Consider the following 17,381-nt stretch of genomic DNA (forward strand, 5'->3'; position numbering starts at 1 on the left):
TGCATCGCGGCGCTGCTCACCTCAGCGCCGCCACATGCCAAACGCCATCGCGCCTCAGGCCATCGCCGGCTGCGTGCTCCGCGCATCCACGCTGACGGGCGCGCCGGCCTCCAGTAACGCCCAGGCCTCCAGCTGGTCCACGGCCCGGCGGATGCCGTCTTCGTCGCGAATGCGTTGGCCCAGCGCAGCTGCGGCCGCACGCATGGTCGGCGTGCTGGCCTGGTCGATGGCATCGGCCAGGGCCTGCGGCAGCAACCCGTTACGTGACAACGCCGGCGGCGCCACACCGCGCTGGGCCAGGCAATGCGCCCAGAACGGTTGGTCGTAGCCGAACGGCAGCACCACCGACGGGATCCCTGCGGTCAGCGCCGCACCGGTGGTGCCGGCGCCACCGTGATGCACGGCCACCGCCACGCGTGGGAACAACCAGTCGTGTGGCGCCTGCTCCAGATGGAAAAAGCGCGTGGCATCGTCGTCGGCGTCTTCCCCGGCCGCCAGCCCGCCCCAGCCGCTGGCCAGCAGCGCACGCTGGCCGGTCAGGCGCACCGCCGCCTTGACGGTGGCAGTGAGTTGCGCGGCATCGTTACTGGTCATGCTGCCGAAGCCGATGTACAGCGGCGGCGGCCCGGCTTGCAGAAACGCCTGCAGCGCCGCCGGCGGTTGCCACTGCGGCTGCGGCAACTGCCAGAAGCCGCAGACCTGCGCACTCTCCGGCCAGTCGGGCGGACGCGGACACAGATGCGCGCTGTAGCCATATAGCACCCGCAATGCACTGCGATCGGGCCCGCTCCACGGGTACGCCGGCAACCCCAATGCCGGGCGCACCACCTCGTTGAGCGCCGGGCGCATCAACTGCCAGCCGGCAAAGCGCATCACATGATGCAGCGCCACGCTCACCAGCCCGGGCAGGCGCACGGTGGGCATCACCATCAACGGCAGATGGCGCGAGGCGGTCAGCGGCTGCAACTGCGCGAACACCACCGGCAGGCCATACCGCTGGCCCAGGCTATGAGCCAGGAAACTGGCGCTGCCCACGCCAAGAATCAGGCCGGCATCGGCGCAGGCGGCGCGGCCCTGGTCGGCCCAATCGCGCGCCCACTCCATCAGCTGAGCACGCAATTTGCCCCAGATGCCACGCCAGCCGCCACGCATCTCGGCGATGTCCGGATGCCCCTGCAACAGCTTCTGGTGATCGCCGCTCAGCGGGTAGAACTCCAGCCCGTTGGCAAGAATCAACGCGGCAAAGTTGGCGCTGGTCAGCACACGTACCCGATAACCACGCTGCTGCAGGCCACGGCCCAGCGCGATGATCGGGCGAACATCGCCATGCGTGCCCAGCGTGGCGATCACCACCGGGCGCTGGGATGACGCTGTGGAGGACTCAGGCATATTCGGCCACCCCGTCGCTGGCGGTGGTGATGCAGCCGTCGGTGCGCGCGGTTTTCGAGGTCGCCGCATGCAGCAGCGTGCTGAGCGTGGCCGAGTGCGCAGGCGACAGCATCGAGTGGTGGTCGCTATCCAGGGTGTGCAGCTGCAGGGTGCGGACATACGGGCGCCATGCCTGCGGCCGGTAGTCCACCCACAGCGCATCGTCGCCACCGGAGGTCATGCGCACGCTGGCTTCGACGAACAGCACATCCTGCGCCAATGCACGCGGCTGGTAGCGCCGTGCCAGGTGCAGGTGATGCTGGGTCACCGCGCCCAGATCATCCAGCAGCGTGGGGCGTTGATCGAGCAGCTGACGCACCGCCGGCAACGACATCAGCCCGTAGTGATCGCACAACAGGCTGGCGAGTTCGGCCACCGTGGTCGGCATGGGTTGTCCGTGCGCCAGGTTCAGATTGAGCGCATGCACCGAGGCACGCACGCCTTCGGATTCCGGCAACGCCGCGGCCTGCTGGCGATGCGGGTAACTGTCGAGCATGGCCAGCACCTCGACTTCCTCGCCAAGCGCATGCAGCTCGGCGGTGATCGCATGGGCGATCAGCCCGCCCAGCGACCAGCCCATCAGGCGATAGGGCCCGTGCGGCTGCACTGCGCGTAGCCGCGCCAGGTAATCGCGCGCAATCGCCTCGATGCTGTCCGGGCGGTGCAGCGGGTCGCTCAGGCCAGGCGACTGCAGCGCATACACCGGCCACTGCGGGTCGAGCTGCCCCAGCAAGGTGAGATACGACCAGCCAAGCCCCACCACCGGGTGGATGCAGAACAACGGCGTAACGCCTGCGGTGCCGGCACGCAGCGGCAGCAGCACGCCCAGTGGATCGTTCGGCGTATGGGTACTGCGCCGGACCACCTCGGCCAGCCCGGCAATGGTCGGCGCATGGAACAGCGTCCCCAGCGGCAGTTCCACCCCAAACAGCTGCGGAAAGCGTGCCGCCATTTCCGCAGCGCGCAGCGAGTCGCCGCCAAGCTCGAAGAAGTTGTCGTCCACGCCCACCACGGCAATGCCCAGCACGTCCTGCAGCATCGCTGCCAGCTGCTGTTCGAGTGCATCGCGCGGAGCCAGATGCGCACGCTGCGGCACAGCGCCCGGCGCCGGTAACGCGCGGCGATCGAGTTTGCCATTGGCCGTGAGTGGCAGCGCCTGCAACGGCATCCACAGCGTGGGAATCATCGATGCCGGCAGGCGCTGCTGCAGATGCGCGCGCAGCAGCTCGGTGGACGGCGCGGTGCCGTGCTTGCCAACCACGTAGGCGAGCAGCTGCAACGCGTTGGCACCATCGTGATGCCCCACCACCACCGCCTGTGCCACCTGCGTATGCAGCAGCAGTGCGTTTTCGATTTCCGCCGGCTCCACGCGGTGGCCACGGATCTTCAATTGCCCGTCCGCACGGCCGATGAATTCCAGCAGGCCGTCGCGGCGCTGACGCACGCGATCGCCGGTGCGGTACATGGTGCTGCCGTCATCGGCAAACGGGTCGTGCACAAACCGTTCGCTGGTGAGCTGCCGCTTGCCGCGATAGCCCTTGGCCACGCCCGCGCCCCCGATGTACAGCTCGCCGACCGCGCCGGTCGGCAACGGCTGCCGCTGCGCATCGAGCACGTACACGCGTGTATTGAGCAACGGCCGGCCGATCGGCGGCGCCGCCGCGTCGCTCAGCTGCAGCGGCATGATGGTCGACCAGATGGTGGTTTCGGTGGGCCCGTACAACTGGGTCAAACGGCCCACGCGGCTCAGCAGTTGCGCGGCCAGTTCGGGCACTAGGGCCTCGCCGCCGACCAGCGCATGCACGCGGTCCAGCGCCAGCTCCTGGTTGGCCAGCAGGATGCGCCACAACGACGGCGTGGCCTGCACCACGCTGATCTGTTCGTTGGCGATCAGGCGCGAGAGGCTACGTGGATCGTGCGTAATCCCCGCAGGTGCAATGACCACGCGCGCGCCGGTCAGCAGCGGCAAATACAGTTCCAGCCCGGCGATATCGAAGGTGATGGTGGTGACCGCCAGCACGCGATCGCGCGGGCGCAATGCCAGTTCCTGCTCCATCGCATGCAGGAAATTGGCCAGGTTGCGATGGCTGACTTCTACACCCTTGGGCACACCGGTCGAGCCGGAGGTGTACAGCACGTAGGCGGTGCCATCCGGCTGCGCCAGCGGGGCGATCGCGGCGGGCAAGACGGCCGGGCGCGGGTCAAGCCAGACCATGCCGCCGAGCAGATAGCGCTCGCACAGCGCAGGCTCGCAGACCAGCGCGATGGCACCGGAATCGTTGAGCATCTGGCGGTTACGCGCGGCCGGGCTTTCCGGGTCCAGTGGCAGATACGCCGCCCCGCTCCACATCACCGCCAGCAATGCCACCAGCAACTGCTCGCTGCGCGGCAACGCGATGGCGACCACATCGCCCGGGCGCACACCATCGTCCACCCATTGCGCGGCGATGCGCGCGGCCAGCTCGCACAGCGTGGCGTAATCCAGCGTGCGGTTGTCGTACTGCACCACCACCGCAGCGGGCATCAGCTCGGCACGCTGCAGCATGCCGTGCAGCAAGGTGCTCGGCTCCGGCAATGGCGCGGCGGTGGCGTTCCAGGTGTGCAGCAGACGCTGGCGCTCGGCATCGCCCAGCACATCGACCTGACCAAGCGCGCACTCCGGATCGGCGAGCACGGCATCGGCCAGATGGGTCAGACGGCGGCAATGCTCGGCCAGCTCCTCGCTGTCATACAACGCCGGGTTGGCATCCAGATCAAAGCGTAACGCTGCACCGTCGCCACGCTCGTAGCAGAAGATGGTCAGATCATCGGCCGGGCCATTGCACAGGTTATGCGGCACCGCGTAGGCCTCGCCAAACCGCAGTACATAGTCGAAGGCTTCGATATTCACGGCCAGGCGTGCGAACTTCTGCTCGATGCCGAACAGGCCCAGATCGCGGCGCACATCCTCGAAGCGATATTGCTGGTGCCGCAGTGCACTCCTGACCACGGAGGCCACCTGCGCGAACAGTGCATGCACCGGCTGCTGCGGGTCCATCTTCAGACGCAGCGAAATGACATTGGCCACCAACCCGGCGGCCTGCCGGTAGCGTGCATTGATCCGGCCAGTCACCGGCATGGCCAGCACCAGGTCTTCTGCGCCGGTGCAGCGGTAGTAATACGTGGCAATCAGCGCAATCAACATCTGCGGCAGGCTGGCACCGTAGTGCTTGCCCAGCGCCCGCAGCTGCACCACCTGCTGCGGGGAGAATTCCCCGGTGCCACGCAACAACCCGGTGGACAGCTGGTTGCCCGGGCGCGCCAGGGTCGTCGGCGGTGGCAGGTCGGCCAGCTGCTCCATCCAGTAATTGCGATCACGCTGAAAGCGATCAGAGTCGCGGTACTGCTGCTCCAGCTCGATCAACGACAGCGCGCTGCCGTACTCGGCAGGTGCCGGCTCGCACCCGGTGGCGTAGGCGGTATACAACACCGCCATGCGCTGCATCATGATCGAAGCGCAATAGCCGTCCATCACCAGATGGCTCACACATTGCACCCACATGTGATGGTCTTCACCCAGACGGAAGACTGCACATCGCCACAACGGCCCGTTCTGCAGATCCTCCGGCTTGCGGATCTCCTCTTCCACCCAATGCTCGGCCGCATTCCGTGGCGCAGGATCGTCGCTGAAGTTGAAATAATGGATCGGCGCGGTGTATTCGGGCATCACCACCTGGCTGGGCACGCCGTCGTGCTCGACGATGCATAGCCGCAGCGTGTCGAACTCGCGCGTGAGCTGCAGGCTGGCACGGAGCAACACTTCAGGATCGAGCGGGCCGAACAACTCCAATGCTTCGGACAACATCAAGGTGTTGTCGGTATGCAACTTACTGGCCACCCACAGCCCGCGCTGCGCTCTGGTCAGGGGATGTGTCGGGGAAGAGTCAGCGTGCATTGATGTGCGTTCCTTGTTGTTGGCGTGCAGTGATCCAGCGCGTTCCCACCGCATTGCAGCATCAGGATGCAGGCGAGACCTTGCTGCCTTGTAAGATCATGGGGGTGAGCAACACCATCGATCACCGACATCTTCCGGCAATACGCGATGGAAACGCACAATGGAGACGCACACGAACGCGACGCACAGTCGACTGAATTGCAGTTGACTGTTAAAAGCCCCTTGCGTCGATACAAGTTAATAAACACTAACAATCTGTGCACGCAATAAACCGTGCAAAAATCACGGTTTTCGCGTCGTGCGCAAATATTTTTACCGAAGCGTGATTTGAACTAGTGTTATTGATGCATAGGTCGCGCGCGCGCACTTCGCGATCGCAGCTGCCGCAGAAGCGCCTGATAAAGGCTGCATTCGTGCACTCAAGCCTCCACGCATACTCGGAGTCTTCATCCATCGCAACGCATCGGATGGAGGCTCGAGTAAGACCACTTTGCGTAACGCTATTGGTATAACTGCGCCGCAGAGCGAATCACTTACCGAAATCGGACGGGCTCCAGAGAGCGGCGAACGTTTTAGCAAGCATGGCGTGTCCTCGCACGATCATCTGACAGTCGCCGAACTGTCATCGGCGGGTAGCAACCTTCGGGAACAACGCGCAGCGATTGCCTACGCCTTCTCGGCACACGCATGCGGCCAATGGCAGGCCTTACGCACAAGAAAGTGCGGCGTTGGTCACTCTAATCGGTCGATGCGCATCGCGCGTGGCGCGGGCGTGTGAATGCATTACCCGGCTTGGAGAAGGCTGACAAGTGCACCCTGCTCCGTGGCAGGCATGCGCACACACCACCCCCACTGCGCTGCGGCACTTGCCGCAGCGCAGCTGCCCATCAGCCCAACGGCTCGTCGGACAGATAGGTGTAGCCGGTCAGGCCGGCTTCCAGGGCGTCGTGCAATTCCTGCGCGCGCTCGGGCGGCAACTGCGCCGCGGCGATACGTTCGGCATAGGTAGCACGCAGGGTGTCCAGCTGATAGCCCACGTAGTCGAGCATCACATCGGTGGTGTCGCCGCGACGCTGCTGCGCGATGCGGTAGCCGGTGCCGTCCACCGCCACTTCCACCGCATCGGTATCGCCGAACAGGTTATGGATGTCGCCCAGGATTTCCTGGTAGGCACCCACCAGGAAGAAGCCAATGCGATAGCTCTCGCCGGGGTTCAAGCCATGCAATGGCAGCGAGCTGTCCAGGCTTTCGTTCTCGACGTAGGTCTTGACCATGCCGTCGGAATCGCAGGTCATGTCGGCGATGATGCCGCGCCGCTGCGGCGCCTCGTTCAGGCGCTCGATCGGCACGATCGGGAACACCTGATCGATTGCCCACACATCCGGAATCGATTCGAACACGCTGAAGTTGACGAAGTACTTGTCCACCAGCCGCTCGTTGAGCTCGTCCAGCACCGGGCGATGGCTCTTTTCGTCGAAACTCAGGCGCGCACGCACGCCGTGGGCGATGGCGTAGAACAGGTCATCGATGCGCGCACGGTGGGTCAGGTCGATCTGGCCCAGCGCGTAGGCACTCAGCCCTTCGGCATGGAAGTGCTGCGCTTCCTGGAACAGTTCCACCGCCGGGCGCACATCGAGCTCGTCGTGGATCTCGCGCAGGTGACGGATCGCCGCCGGCTCGTCGTCGTGCGCATCCGGCACGCGGCCTTCCGGCGCCTGCTCCACTTCCGAGACGTTGGCGATCAACACTGCGTGGTGCGCGGTCATCGCGCGGCCGCATTCGGTGACGATGCGCGGCGGTGGCAGGCCGTGCTCTTCGCAGGCACTGGCCAGCGGCTGCACGATGTTGCTGGCGTACGAATGCAGGCCGTAATTGATCGAGCAATAGCTGCGCGAACGCGTGCCTTCGTAGTCGATGCCCAAGCCGCCGCCGACATCCACATGGCTGATCTTCGCGCCCAGGCGCGAGAGTTCCACGAAATACCGGGTGGCCTCGCGCATGCCGTTGGCGATGTCGCGCACGTTGGAAATCTGCGAGCCCATATGGAAATGCAGCAGGTTCAGGCTATCGGCGTATTCGGTGTCGCGCAGCGACTTCCACAGGTCCAGCACCTGGCGCGGCGACAGCCCGAACTTGGCCTTGTCGCCACCGCTGTTCTGCCACTTGCCCGCGCCCAGCGACGCCAGCCGCATGCGCACGCCCAGGCCCGGCTTGACGTCCAGCGCGCGCGCCTCTTCCAGCACCAGGTTCAGCTCGGAGGGCTTTTCGATGACGATGAAGGTCTGCAGGCCGAGCTTGCGCCCGATCAGCGCCAGGCGGATGTACTCGCGATCCTTGTAGCCGTTGCAGACGATCAGCCCACCCGGACGCGACAGTGCCAGCACCGCCATCAGCTCGGGCTTGCTGCCCGCTTCCAGGCCGAAGCCCTCGCCGTGGTGGCTGGCCAGCGTGCCGGCCACGCCACGGTGCTGGTTGACCTTGATCGGGTACACCGCGGTGTAACCACCGGCGTAGTCCCAATCGGCCTGGGCCTGGGCGAACGCCGCCTGCAGCTTGCCCAGGCGCTGGCCCAGGATGTCCGGGAAGCGCACCAGCAGCGGCAGCTTGGCGCCGGCCGCACGCGCGGCATCCACCACTTCGGGCAGCGACACCGCAGGGCCGTCGGCGGTCGGTCTGACCACCACATGGCCGGCGTCGTTCACATCGAAATACCCATCGGCCCAATGCGGGATCGAGTAGGTCTTGCGGGCTTGGTCGAGGGACCAATCGCTCATTTCGTTGTCTCGGCTGGGGCAAAAGGGCGTGAATTGTAACGCCTGGCATGCCGAGGGTCCGTTACAATCCGCGCCGATCTGACGCCCTGTTCCCGATGGAAACGGGGCTGACGAGGGCTCGGACCTGGCCGTCAGCCGCATGGCTGCACCAGGCTGCGCCCCGACCCTCACCTGGCGCCGTGCGCCACCTTCTCCCGCCGGGAGCAGGAACAGCCCGTTTCTTTTCGATTAGGACGTCCGCATGAGCACCAACGACAACTGGTACATCGAACACTTCCAGCCCACCGGCTCGGCCATCGGCTACCGCATCAGCGGCAAGCTGGACGAGGTGCAGTCTCCGTTCCAGAAGATCGAGATCTACCAGACCACCGATTGGGGCAAGCTGATGATCATCGACGGCGCGGTGATGCTCACCAGCCGCGACAACTTCTTCTATCACGAGATGATCAGCCACCCGGCGCTGTTCACCCATGCCGCACCCAAGCGCGTGGTGATCATCGGTGGCGGCGACTGCGGCACGCTGCGCGAGGTGCTCAAGCACCCCGGCGTGGAAAGCGCCACCCAGTGCGACATCGACGAGCAGGTCACCCGCATGTCGGAGAAGTACTTCCCCGAACTGTGCGATTCCAATGACGATGCGCGCGCCGAGCTGCTGTTCGACGACGGCGTGGCCTACATGGCCAATTGCCCGGCCGGCAGCGTGGATATCGTGATCGTGGATTCCACCGACCCGGTGGGCCCGGCCGAAGGCCTGTTCAACAAGTCCTTCTACGAGAGCTGCTTCAAGGCACTCAAGGACGACGGCATCCTGGTGCAGCAATCCGAATCGCCGCTGGCGCTGCTGGACCTGATCAAGGAAATGCGCACGGAAATGGGCAAGGCCGGCTTCCAGTCGTTCAAGACCCTGCCGTTCCCGCAGCCGTGCTACCCCACCGGCTGGTGGAGCGTGACCATGGCCAGCAAGCAGGCCAACGCGGATTTCGCCTTCCGCCAGGCCGACGCGCAGGCCAAGGGCTTCGACACGCTGTACTACACCGCGCACCTGCACACCGGCGTGCTGGTGGCACCGCCGTTTGTGGCCAAGGCGCTGGGCGAGTAAGCGTGAGAAACGCCGGCAGTGGAGTACGCGCTTGCCGGCGTCGTGTGAAACGAGAACGGGGCGGATGTTGTCATCCGCCCCGTTGCCACATCTGCAGTTCCGACGCGCGTCTGATCAGAAGCGCACTTCGGCACCAACGTTCAGCACTTCTGCGCGATTGATGGTGATGTCTTCATCCGAGTAGTAGTAATCGTTGGCGTACACATAGTTCGTATAGAGCACGCTCAAGCTCGCGTGCCGGCCGAGGTCGACGCCAACGCCCGCACCGGCATAGCCGCCGGAAACGCGCTCGTTCGAGTCGCCTTGTGAATTAGCCGACCAGTATCCCAGCCGCACGACGGCAAACAGTGGGCTGTCGCCGAAGTTGAAGCGCGCCATGCCGCCCAGACTGCCGAATTCCACGCTAGGAACGTAGTAGCCGTCGTGATCACTGATACGGGCCAGCTTTCCAACTGCGGCCTCGAGGCCGATCAACGTCACCGGACCTGCCCGCCACCGATAACCGGCGTTGAGGCCAAGCATGTCCTGGTCGATGCTTTCGTACACCTTGCCCTGGCCGCCCTGCACACCGATAAACGCGCCACTCTTCAGGCGTTGTTCTTCCTGGCGTGGTGGCGGTGGTGCATACGCTGGTGCTGGTGTCGTGTCCACGACCGGGTACGGCGCAGTGGCGGTAGTCATTCCATCGCTGGCGGTCCCGCTCGCATCTGTAGACTGCGGCGACGTGACGCGTGTTTGCTGCGTACTTGAGGCAGGCGCCTCCGCCCCCTGCGTACCGGCCTGCTGCTTTTGCTGCTGGCGGTAGCTGTCCCAGCCGCGCGATAACGATTGCGCCGAGGCCTGTGCCGTGACGCCAAGCGCCGTGCAGGCCAACAGCAGTGTTGCGGTCCTTTTCATCGCATCCCCATGTGTGGAACTCCATCGTCTTCCGCATCCTTGCGCGCGCAGGCATGGCCCAACGGCGTCCGGAAGTGGCGCAGTTGCCGTCAGTAGCTGGAGGCGTTCCCCACATCACCGTATGGCACGCGGCGCGCACGCCTTGGCACGCGCGCGAGTGATGCAGCCCCCTGACCGCAGCGGCACAGTGCCTGGAGTCTCATGCGCGGTCAAGACGTTAAGTGACCGGTTTCCGATGGACGGTTGAGGCGCGATGCCTGGTCCTTCCGGGCTGTCAGCCGTGCCTCGTCTCAACATAGCCGTTGTGCTGCGCCACCTCGGCATTTACCTCCAGCAACCGCCTGCCCCGGCACGATCGCCCAAGTGACTGATCTGGCAAAACGTTCCACCTCCGGAACATTTCATTTTTTTAACAAATCTAATTTCAGAATTTGAAAGTTCTAAAATTAGTCGGTCCCGATCCTTGCGATCACCGTGGACCTGCAGACGCGTGACCACTCCCGCGCCCCCAGAGTCCGGAGAGCCGTCATGCACTACCAAGCGCTGGATACCGCCAGCCTGACCCTCGCCACCCCCGTGCTGCTCAAGCAAGGCACCCGCCTGCTCGAGCCCACCGTCTACCGCATCCATCTGGATGGGCAGCTGGCGGTGGTCAAGGACTACAGCCGCTACCGGCGCACCCTGCTGGCGCCGATCGCGCGGCTGATGGTGCGCCACGAGGCCAACATGCTGCGGCGCCTGCAGGGCTGGAAGCATGCACCGGCCTTGCTCGGCACCTTGGGCGGCCTGGCGCTGGGCATGGAGTTCATTCCCGGCGACACGCTCAGCGCCAGCGCGGTGGTGGGGCAGGAAGTCTTCCAGCAGCTGCAGCACGCCTTGCGCCGCCTGCATGCGGTGGGCATCACCCATAACGACCTGCATGGCACCAACGTGGTGGTCAGCGCCGGAGTGCCGGTGCTGATCGATTTCACCTCGGCGTGGCGGTTCCCGCGCTGGTTACGCCGCAGCACGCTGTCGCGGCAGCTGCAGCGCAGCGATGTGGCGAACTTCCAGAAGATGCGTCGGCGCCTGGTCGGCATCGCGCCCAGCGACGCCGAAGCCGCGCTCACCGCCGAACCAGGCTGGGTGCGCGGCGTGCGTAACGGCTGGAAGCGGCTGTATCGGTGGCTGAAGGGTGGCGCTGCCTGAGACCCGGCAGGGGTGGGCTTGCGGTGCGTTGTTGATCGCAGGCTGGTGGGATCAACTGGACTGCGGACTGCGGACTGCGGACTGCGATAAGTCTGTGCCCGTAGTAAGTCGGGCTACTGCGGTCGTCCGCAGACGATCACATCCAGATGCACGTGCATGCGCGCATGGCAGCGCCGTCGATCACGTCGTGGCGAGGTCCACCAGCGTCTCCACCCACTGCCCAGCACCAAGCACTACCTGGGAGCGTGTCATGCATCCCACGGACGAACGTGCCTTACAGCGCGTCGCCGTCCAGTTCGCCGGTGCGGATGCGCACCACGCTGCCCAGGTCGTAGACGAACACCTTGCCGTCGCCGATCTTGCCGGTGCCGGCCGCCTTGACGATGGCTTCCACCACCTGCTCGGCCTGGTCGTCGGTCACCGCCACTTCGAGTTTCACCTTGGGCAGGAAGTCGACCACGTATTCGGCGCCGCGATACAGCTCGGTGTGGCCCTTCTGGCGCCCGAATCCCTTGACCTCGGTCACCGTGATGCCCGCGACGCCGCAGCCGGCGAGTGCTTCGCGCACATCGTCCAGCTTGAACGGTTTGACGATGGCCATGATCATTTTCATCGGGGGCAAGTCCCAGGAATGACGGGCGCGCAGCATACCGTGGACCGCCGCAACACTCATCCCATCCGATGGCAGGGGCCGCCACGGCCGACAGCCGAATGGGACTATCCTTACCACCTGCCGACTGCCCCGCCGATGTCCCGTATGTCCGGCCTGCACTAGGCTTCCTACGGACCTGCGGAGAACTGCCATGATCGATTTCAATCAACTCGACGACCTTGCCCGCCGCCTCAGCGACCTGGTGCCGCCGGGCCTGCGCCAGTCGCGCGAAGAACTGCAGAGCACCTTCAAGGGCGCGCTGCAGGCTGGCCTGGGCAAGCTGGACCTGGTCACCCGCGAAGAGTTCGATGTGCAGCGCGCGGTGCTGCTGCGCACACGCGAAAAACTCGACGCGCTGGAGCAGACGGTCGCGGCGCTGGAAGCGCGCAGCGGCAACGCGCCGCCCACCTCTCCAACCCCCTGACCCAAGGCCGCCCCCATGAGTCTGGCGCTGGTGCACAGCCGTGCCCGCGTGGGAGTGCACGCGCCTGAAGTCCGGGTGGAAGTGCATCTCTCCGGCGGCCTGCCTTCCACCCAGATCGTGGGCCTGCCCGAGGCCGCGGTGCGCGAGTCACGCGAACGGGTCCGTGCCGCCTTGCTGTGCGCACAGTTCGAATTCCCCGCACGCCGCATCACCATCAACCTGGCGCCGGCGGATCTGCCCAAGGACGGCGGCCGCTTCGACCTGCCGATCGCGCTCGGCATCCTTGCGGCCAGCGGGCAGATCGACCGCCAGGCCCTGGCCGACTACGAATTCCTCGGCGAGCTGGCCCTCACCGGCGAGCTGCGCGGCATCGATGGGGTGCTGCCTGCGGCCCTGGCCGCCGCGCAGGCCGGGCGGCGCCTGATCGTGCCGCTGGCCAACGGCGCCGAGGCGGCCATCGCCGGACATGTGCAGGCCTTTACCGCGCGCACCTTGCTGGAAGTGTGCGCCGCACTTAACGGCACCCAGCCGCCACCGCCCGCCGAACTGGCGATCGTGGCGCTCGGCGCCCGCGCGCTACCGGACATGGCCGACGTGCGCGGGCAACCGCATGCGCGCCGGGCGCTGGAGATCGCCGCGGCCGGCGGCCATCACCTGTTGCTGGTCGGCAGCCCTGGCTGCGGCAAGACCTTGCTGGCCTCGCGCCTGCCCAGTCTGTTGCCGGACGCCAGCGAGGCCGAGGCGCTGGAAACCGCCGCCATCACCTCCATCAGCGGACGCGGCCTGGACCTGGCGCGCTGGCGGCAACGTCCTTATCGCGCCCCGCACCATACCGCCAGCGCGGTGGCGCTGGTGGGCGGTGGCACCCATCCGCGCCCGGGTGAGATCTCATTGGCGCACAACGGGGTACTGTTCCTGGACGAGCTACCCGAATGGCAGCGGCAGACCCTGGAAGTGCTGCGCGAGCCACTGGAGTCCGGCGTGGTCACCATCTCGCGGGCCGCGCGCAGCATGGACTTCCCGGCGCGGTTCCAGTTGGTCGCCGCAATGAATCCCTGCCCGTGCGGCTGGGCCGGCGACGCCAGCGGGCGATGCCGCTGCAGTGGTGACGCCATCCGCCGGTATCGCAGCCGCATCTCCGGGCCGCTGCTGGATCGCATCGACCTGCACGTCGACGTGCCGCGCCTGCCGCCGCAGGCACTGCGCAGCGGTGCGACCGGCGAGGACAGTGCCAGCGTGCGTGCACGCGTTGCCGCCGCACGCGAACGCCAGCAGGTACGTGCGCAGGTGCCCAATGCCCGGCTGGACCAGGCCGCCACCGACCGCCACTGCCGGTTGGGCAATGACGATCAGCTGCTGCTGGAACGCGCCATCGAACATCTGCAGCTGTCCGCACGGTCGATGCACCGCATCCTGCGCGTTTCGCGCACCATCGCCGATCTCGACGACAGCGCCGACATCGCCACCCGTCACCTCACCGAAGCCATCGGCTACCGCAAACTCGACCGTGCCCTTGATACCTCCAGCGCCGCATGAAGGGTCTTGGTTGATGGCTTATAACGGGTCTTGGTTGACGGCTCTGGCAACGCAACCTGCGGCAGACGCATGCGGGGGTCATGGTGCAGGCAAGACACATGGCCGCTGTGGTGTCACCGCAGGACTCGTAGCCAGGCTGCTCTGCGCTGCTCGATCAACACACTGCGTGTGCCGTGCGCTGCGTGGCCGCACGCCTGCGTTGCACCTGGCTGCGTTAATCTGCTCGGCACGCGCACTGCGCGGCGCCTGCTCGAAACAGCCCGCTGTGGTCAATCGCAGGAGCCCACAACCAGCGCGTAACGCCACCCCGCACCACATGCCGACACCCGATTCATGGCGGTGCGCGTACAACTGCGGCGATCCCACTGCACAGAGGCCGCCATGAGCCGACATCCCGACCTGTCCACCGTCGCATCATTGGACCTGAGCCGTTATCTCGGCACCTGGTACGAGATCGCCCGCCTGCCGATCCGTTTCGAGGATGCCGATTGCACCGATGTATCTGCGCATTATTCGCTGGACGCCGACGGCGGCATCCGCGTGCAGAACCGCTGCTTCACCGCCAAGGGCGAGCTCGAGGAAGCGGTTGGGCAGGCACGCGCGATCGATGAAACGGGCGCACGCCTTGAAGTCACCTTTTTGCCGGAAGGCTTGCGCTGGATTCCCTTCACCAAAGGCGACTACTGGGTGATGCGCATCGATAGCGACTACACCGCTGCGCTGGTTGGCAGCCCGGATCGCAAATACCTGTGGCTGCTGGCGCGCTTGCCGCAGCTGGACGAAAACATCGCGCAGACCTATCTGGCCCATGCACGCGAGCAGGGCTTCGATCTGGCGCCGCTGATCCACACCCCGCATACGGGGCGGCTGACCGAGCAGCCGCTCCCGTAGCGCGGCACCGCTAGTTGTTGAGGGTGCCCAGGTCCTTGGCGGCGGCCTGCGCGCCCTCCAGGCTGTCGAAGGCGACGCCGGTGTCGCCCACCACGTACTTGGTCACCTCGCCGTCGCGGGTGGCCTCCTGCATCTTGAAGATCGGCACTGCATCGGTGCCGCCGACGCGTTCTTTCTGTTGGGTCATGGGTCGTTCTCCATCGAGGGCGCCAGCATGGCGCCGAGGTGTCGGATCAGTGCAGCACTGCCGACGACCTGACCCTACCCGCTGCCCCGACGCGGGTGCGTGAACCTAACAGGGCCGGACCTTTCAACACCGACACAAGCGGCCGCGAGCATAAAAACGCGACCGCTTCGCCGAAACGCTGCCCGCAATGCACGTGTGTGTCGTACATTCGTGACGTGCAGCCTCATCTGTCACCGCCGCCCGCCATCTCCGTCCCCATGCGGCGGTGCTGCGTGGCCGAACATACGCCACAGCGCAGACCACTCTCGAGCGCGCCGTGCGCGGCTGCCCACCCTGCCATCGGCCAGCCGGCAATGCTGGCCACCCATGTCAGGATCTGAAGTGAAGCGGCACCGCATCATCAGCGTCACCGTGCTGCTTGCCCTGCTGTGTGCGGCGCTTCCCACCGGCGTGTCGTATTACCTGGCGTGGCGGTTGGCGCTCACGCGCGAGCAGGCCGAGTTGAGCCGGCTGGCCGAATTGTCGATCCGCCGCACCGACACCGCCTTCGACGAGGCGCATGGCGCGCTGCTGAGCATGGCCGCATCGACGCTGCCCTCCTGTTCGCCCGCGCACCTGGCGCAGATGCGCGCGCTGGTGCTGAGCAGCCACCACATCGTTGAACTCGGCCATTTCCAGCAAGGTCAGCTGCGCTGCACCTCGTGGGGCACGCTGGACGCGGCAGTGCCACAGACGCCTGCGGACTTCACGGTCGCGCGCGGGATCGCCGTAACCACCCGCCTGCTCACGCTGGCCAGCCCGCAGCACCCGGTGATGGCCCTGCACCTGGGCGACTACAACGTCCTGATCAACCCCTCCACGCTCACCGACATCAATGTTCCGCCCGGCCTGCAGTTGGCGATCGGCACGCCGGCCGGGCAGATCCTCAGCAGCACCGGCACCGCCGCCGAACAGTTGCTGCAGGGGCAGGCGCTGGCGGCCACCTCGCATGCCGCACCGGCCTCGGAAGTGCTGTCCGGGCGGGCGCGGCGCGGCGATTGGGTGGCCGTGGTCACCGAGCCGGCCGCCTATCTGCGCGGGCCGCTGGCGGCCTTGCGCCTGCAGCTGCTGCCGGTCGGCATCCTGGTGGCGCTGTTGCTGGTGGGCGCGGTGGTGTGGGTGTCGCGGCGGCGCCTGTCCCCGCTGGCGCGGCTGGAGATCGCCGTGCAGCGTGGCGAGTTCGTGGTGCACTACCAACCGATCATCGCGCTGGACAGCGGCGACTGCGTGGGCGCCGAAGCCCTGGTGCGCTGGCAGCAGCCCGGCGGCGCGCTGGTGCCGCCGGATGACTTCATCCCGTTGGCCGAGCACAGTGGGTTGATCCTGCCGATCACCGACCTGGTGGTGGCCGAAGTCATCCGCGACCTCGGCCCGATGCTGGCGGCCGACCGCTCCCTGCACGTGGCCATCAATGTCTCGGCCGGCGATATCAAGAGCGGCCGCGTGCAGAGCGTGCTGGCCGATGCATTGGCCGGCACCGGCGTGGACAGCGGGCAACTGTGGGTAGAAGCGACCGAGCGCAGCCTCATGGATATCGATGCGGCGCGCACCACGATCATGCATCTGCGCGGCGCCGGCCACACCGTGTCCATCGACGACTTCGGCACCGGCTATTCGAGCCTGCAATACCTGCAGGGGTTGCCGCTGGACGCGTTGAAGATCGACAAATCCTTCGTGGACACCATCGGCACGCACTCGGCCACCAGCGCGGTGACCTCGCACATCATCGAAATGGCCAAGACCCTGCAGTTGCGCACCATCGCCGAAGGCGTGGAGCGGCAGGAGCAACTGGATTATCTGCGCGCCCACGGCGTGGACCTGGCGCAGGGCTGGCTGTTCTCGCGCGCCTTGCCGGCTGCGGGGTTCATCGCCTATCGCAATGCGCTGCGGCGGACTGGCTGAGCGTCGGATCGCTGATCTGCTAGTTGAGTCGTTGAGTCGTTGAGTCGTTGGGTCGTTGGGTCGTTGGGTCGTTGGGTCGTTGGGTCGCCAATCAGCAGACAGGCTGCGCGCTGCAAAACTACCTCGTGCGTCTCATGCACTTGCATGCGCTCCGCAAGCATCGGTTCGTGCCTCGCCATACCCATCACGCCGTCGCTTCCAGCCAGTCACCAGATGACGGTGACGGCGCAGGGCTGGCTGTTCGCGCGCGCATTGCCGGCGGCGGATTCATCGCCTACCGCAATGCACTGCAGCGGACTGGCTGATCGCTGTAGCGCTAATCGGCTATTCGGCTATTCGGCTATTCGGCTAGTTGGATCGTTGGATCGTTAGGTCGCGATCAGCGGACATGCTGCGCGCTGAAATAGCGACGCAACAGTTGTTACGCATT

The 17,381-nt window shown here is 66.0% G+C and carries 12 protein-coding genes; 6 read left to right on the forward strand and 6 right to left on the reverse strand.

Features of this window, described 5'->3' with window-relative positions; translation table 11 throughout:
* Positions 1-54: 54 nt before the first annotated feature.
* From XCC_RS20020 to speA, 3 genes are all read right to left on the reverse strand, one after another.
* Entirely contained in the window at positions 55-1,389 is a 1,335-nt protein-coding gene (locus XCC_RS20020; RefSeq protein WP_011038941.1) for a glycosyltransferase, read from the reverse strand.
* On the reverse strand, positions 1,382-5,305 hold the full coding sequence (locus tag XCC_RS20025; RefSeq protein WP_230309654.1) for a non-ribosomal peptide synthetase: 3,924 nt from the start codon (positions 5,303-5,305) through the stop codon (positions 1,382-1,384). The genes XCC_RS20020 and XCC_RS20025 overlap by 8 nt, the downstream gene beginning before the upstream one ends.
* Before the next feature lie 944 nt (positions 5,306-6,249).
* Positions 6,250-8,136, reverse strand: coding sequence for an arginine decarboxylase (gene speA / locus XCC_RS20030; RefSeq protein ID WP_011038943.1), 1,887 nt, complete (start codon positions 8,134-8,136; stop codon positions 6,250-6,252).
* Between the two features lie 241 nt (positions 8,137-8,377).
* On the opposite strand from speA, the gene speE reads away from it, so the two are divergent.
* Positions 8,378-9,235 (forward strand): polyamine aminopropyltransferase, encoded by an 858-nt coding sequence (speE, locus tag XCC_RS20035; RefSeq protein WP_011038944.1) that lies wholly within the window; start codon positions 8,378-8,380, stop codon positions 9,233-9,235.
* Between the two features lie 114 nt (positions 9,236-9,349).
* On the opposite strand, the gene XCC_RS20040 is transcribed toward speE, so the two are convergent.
* On the reverse strand, positions 9,350-10,132 hold the full coding sequence (locus XCC_RS20040) for a hypothetical protein (RefSeq protein ID WP_011038945.1): 783 nt from the start codon (positions 10,130-10,132) through the stop codon (positions 9,350-9,352).
* A 528-nt stretch (positions 10,133-10,660) separates the two neighbouring features.
* On the opposite strand from XCC_RS20040, the gene XCC_RS20045 reads away from it, so the two are divergent.
* Entirely contained in the window at positions 10,661-11,320 is a 660-nt protein-coding gene (locus tag XCC_RS20045; protein WP_019238054.1) for an RIO1 family regulatory kinase/ATPase, read from the forward strand.
* A 274-nt stretch (positions 11,321-11,594) separates the two neighbouring features.
* Here XCC_RS20045 and XCC_RS20050 read toward each other — a convergent pair whose 3' ends face one another.
* Complete coding sequence (locus tag XCC_RS20050; protein ID WP_029217016.1) at positions 11,595-11,969, reverse strand: P-II family nitrogen regulator; 375 nt, start codon at positions 11,967-11,969, stop codon at positions 11,595-11,597.
* 154 nt (positions 11,970-12,123) lie between these two features.
* On the opposite strand from XCC_RS20050, the gene ubiK reads away from it, so the two are divergent.
* The 3 genes from ubiK to XCC_RS20065 all read left to right on the forward strand — a co-directional run bounded on the left by ubiK (position 12,124) and on the right by XCC_RS20065 (position 14,823).
* Positions 12,124-12,396 carry a ubiquinone biosynthesis accessory factor UbiK gene (gene ubiK, locus XCC_RS20055; protein ID WP_011038948.1) on the forward strand — a complete coding sequence of 91 codons (273 nt, stop codon included), beginning with the start codon at positions 12,124-12,126 and terminating at the stop codon, positions 12,394-12,396.
* A 15-nt stretch (positions 12,397-12,411) separates the two neighbouring features.
* A complete protein-coding gene (locus XCC_RS20060; RefSeq protein WP_011038949.1) occupies positions 12,412-13,932 on the forward strand; it encodes a YifB family Mg chelatase-like AAA ATPase in 1,521 nt (506 codons plus the stop codon).
* A gap of 381 nt (positions 13,933-14,313) precedes the next feature.
* Complete coding sequence (locus XCC_RS20065; RefSeq protein WP_019238055.1) at positions 14,314-14,823, forward strand: lipocalin family protein; 510 nt, start codon at positions 14,314-14,316, stop codon at positions 14,821-14,823.
* A 10-nt stretch (positions 14,824-14,833) separates the two neighbouring features.
* On the opposite strand, the gene XCC_RS22165 is transcribed toward XCC_RS20065, so the two are convergent.
* Complete coding sequence (locus tag XCC_RS22165) at positions 14,834-15,010, reverse strand: hypothetical protein (protein ID WP_012439469.1); 177 nt, start codon at positions 15,008-15,010, stop codon at positions 14,834-14,836.
* A gap of 381 nt (positions 15,011-15,391) precedes the next feature.
* Here XCC_RS22165 and XCC_RS20070 point away from each other — a divergent pair, with 381 nt between their 5' ends.
* Positions 15,392-16,951: an EAL domain-containing protein gene (locus XCC_RS20070; RefSeq protein WP_011038952.1), complete on the forward strand. Its 1,560-nt coding sequence runs from the start codon at positions 15,392-15,394 to the stop codon at positions 16,949-16,951.
* Positions 16,952-17,381 lie beyond the last annotated feature (430 nt).

Source organism: Xanthomonas campestris pv. campestris str. ATCC 33913 (assembly GCF_000007145.1).
Lineage (GTDB): Bacteria > Pseudomonadota > Gammaproteobacteria > Xanthomonadales > Xanthomonadaceae > Xanthomonas > Xanthomonas campestris.

Coding starts and splice junctions, on each gene's coding strand:
- XCC_RS20020 (WP_011038941.1), bottom strand. CDS start 1,389: ATGCCTGAGTCCTCCACAGCGTCATCCCAGCGCCCGGTGGTGATCGCC.
- speA (WP_011038943.1), bottom strand. CDS start 8,136: ATGAGCGATTGGTCCCTCGACCAAGCCCGCAAGACCTACTCGATCCCG.
- speE (WP_011038944.1), top strand. CDS start 8,378: ATGAGCACCAACGACAACTGGTACATCGAACACTTCCAGCCCACCGGC.
- XCC_RS20040 (WP_011038945.1), bottom strand. CDS start 10,132: ATGAAAAGGACCGCAACACTGCTGTTGGCCTGCACGGCGCTTGGCGTC.
- XCC_RS20045 (WP_019238054.1), top strand. CDS start 10,661: ATGCACTACCAAGCGCTGGATACCGCCAGCCTGACCCTCGCCACCCCC.
- XCC_RS20050 (WP_029217016.1), bottom strand. CDS start 11,969: ATGCTGCGCGCCCGTCATTCCTGGGACTTGCCCCCGATGAAAATGATC.
- ubiK (WP_011038948.1), top strand. CDS start 12,124: ATGATCGATTTCAATCAACTCGACGACCTTGCCCGCCGCCTCAGCGAC.
- XCC_RS20060 (WP_011038949.1), top strand. CDS start 12,412: ATGAGTCTGGCGCTGGTGCACAGCCGTGCCCGCGTGGGAGTGCACGCG.
- XCC_RS20065 (WP_019238055.1), top strand. CDS start 14,314: ATGAGCCGACATCCCGACCTGTCCACCGTCGCATCATTGGACCTGAGC.
- XCC_RS22165 (WP_012439469.1), bottom strand. CDS start 15,010: ATGACCCAACAGAAAGAACGCGTCGGCGGCACCGATGCAGTGCCGATC.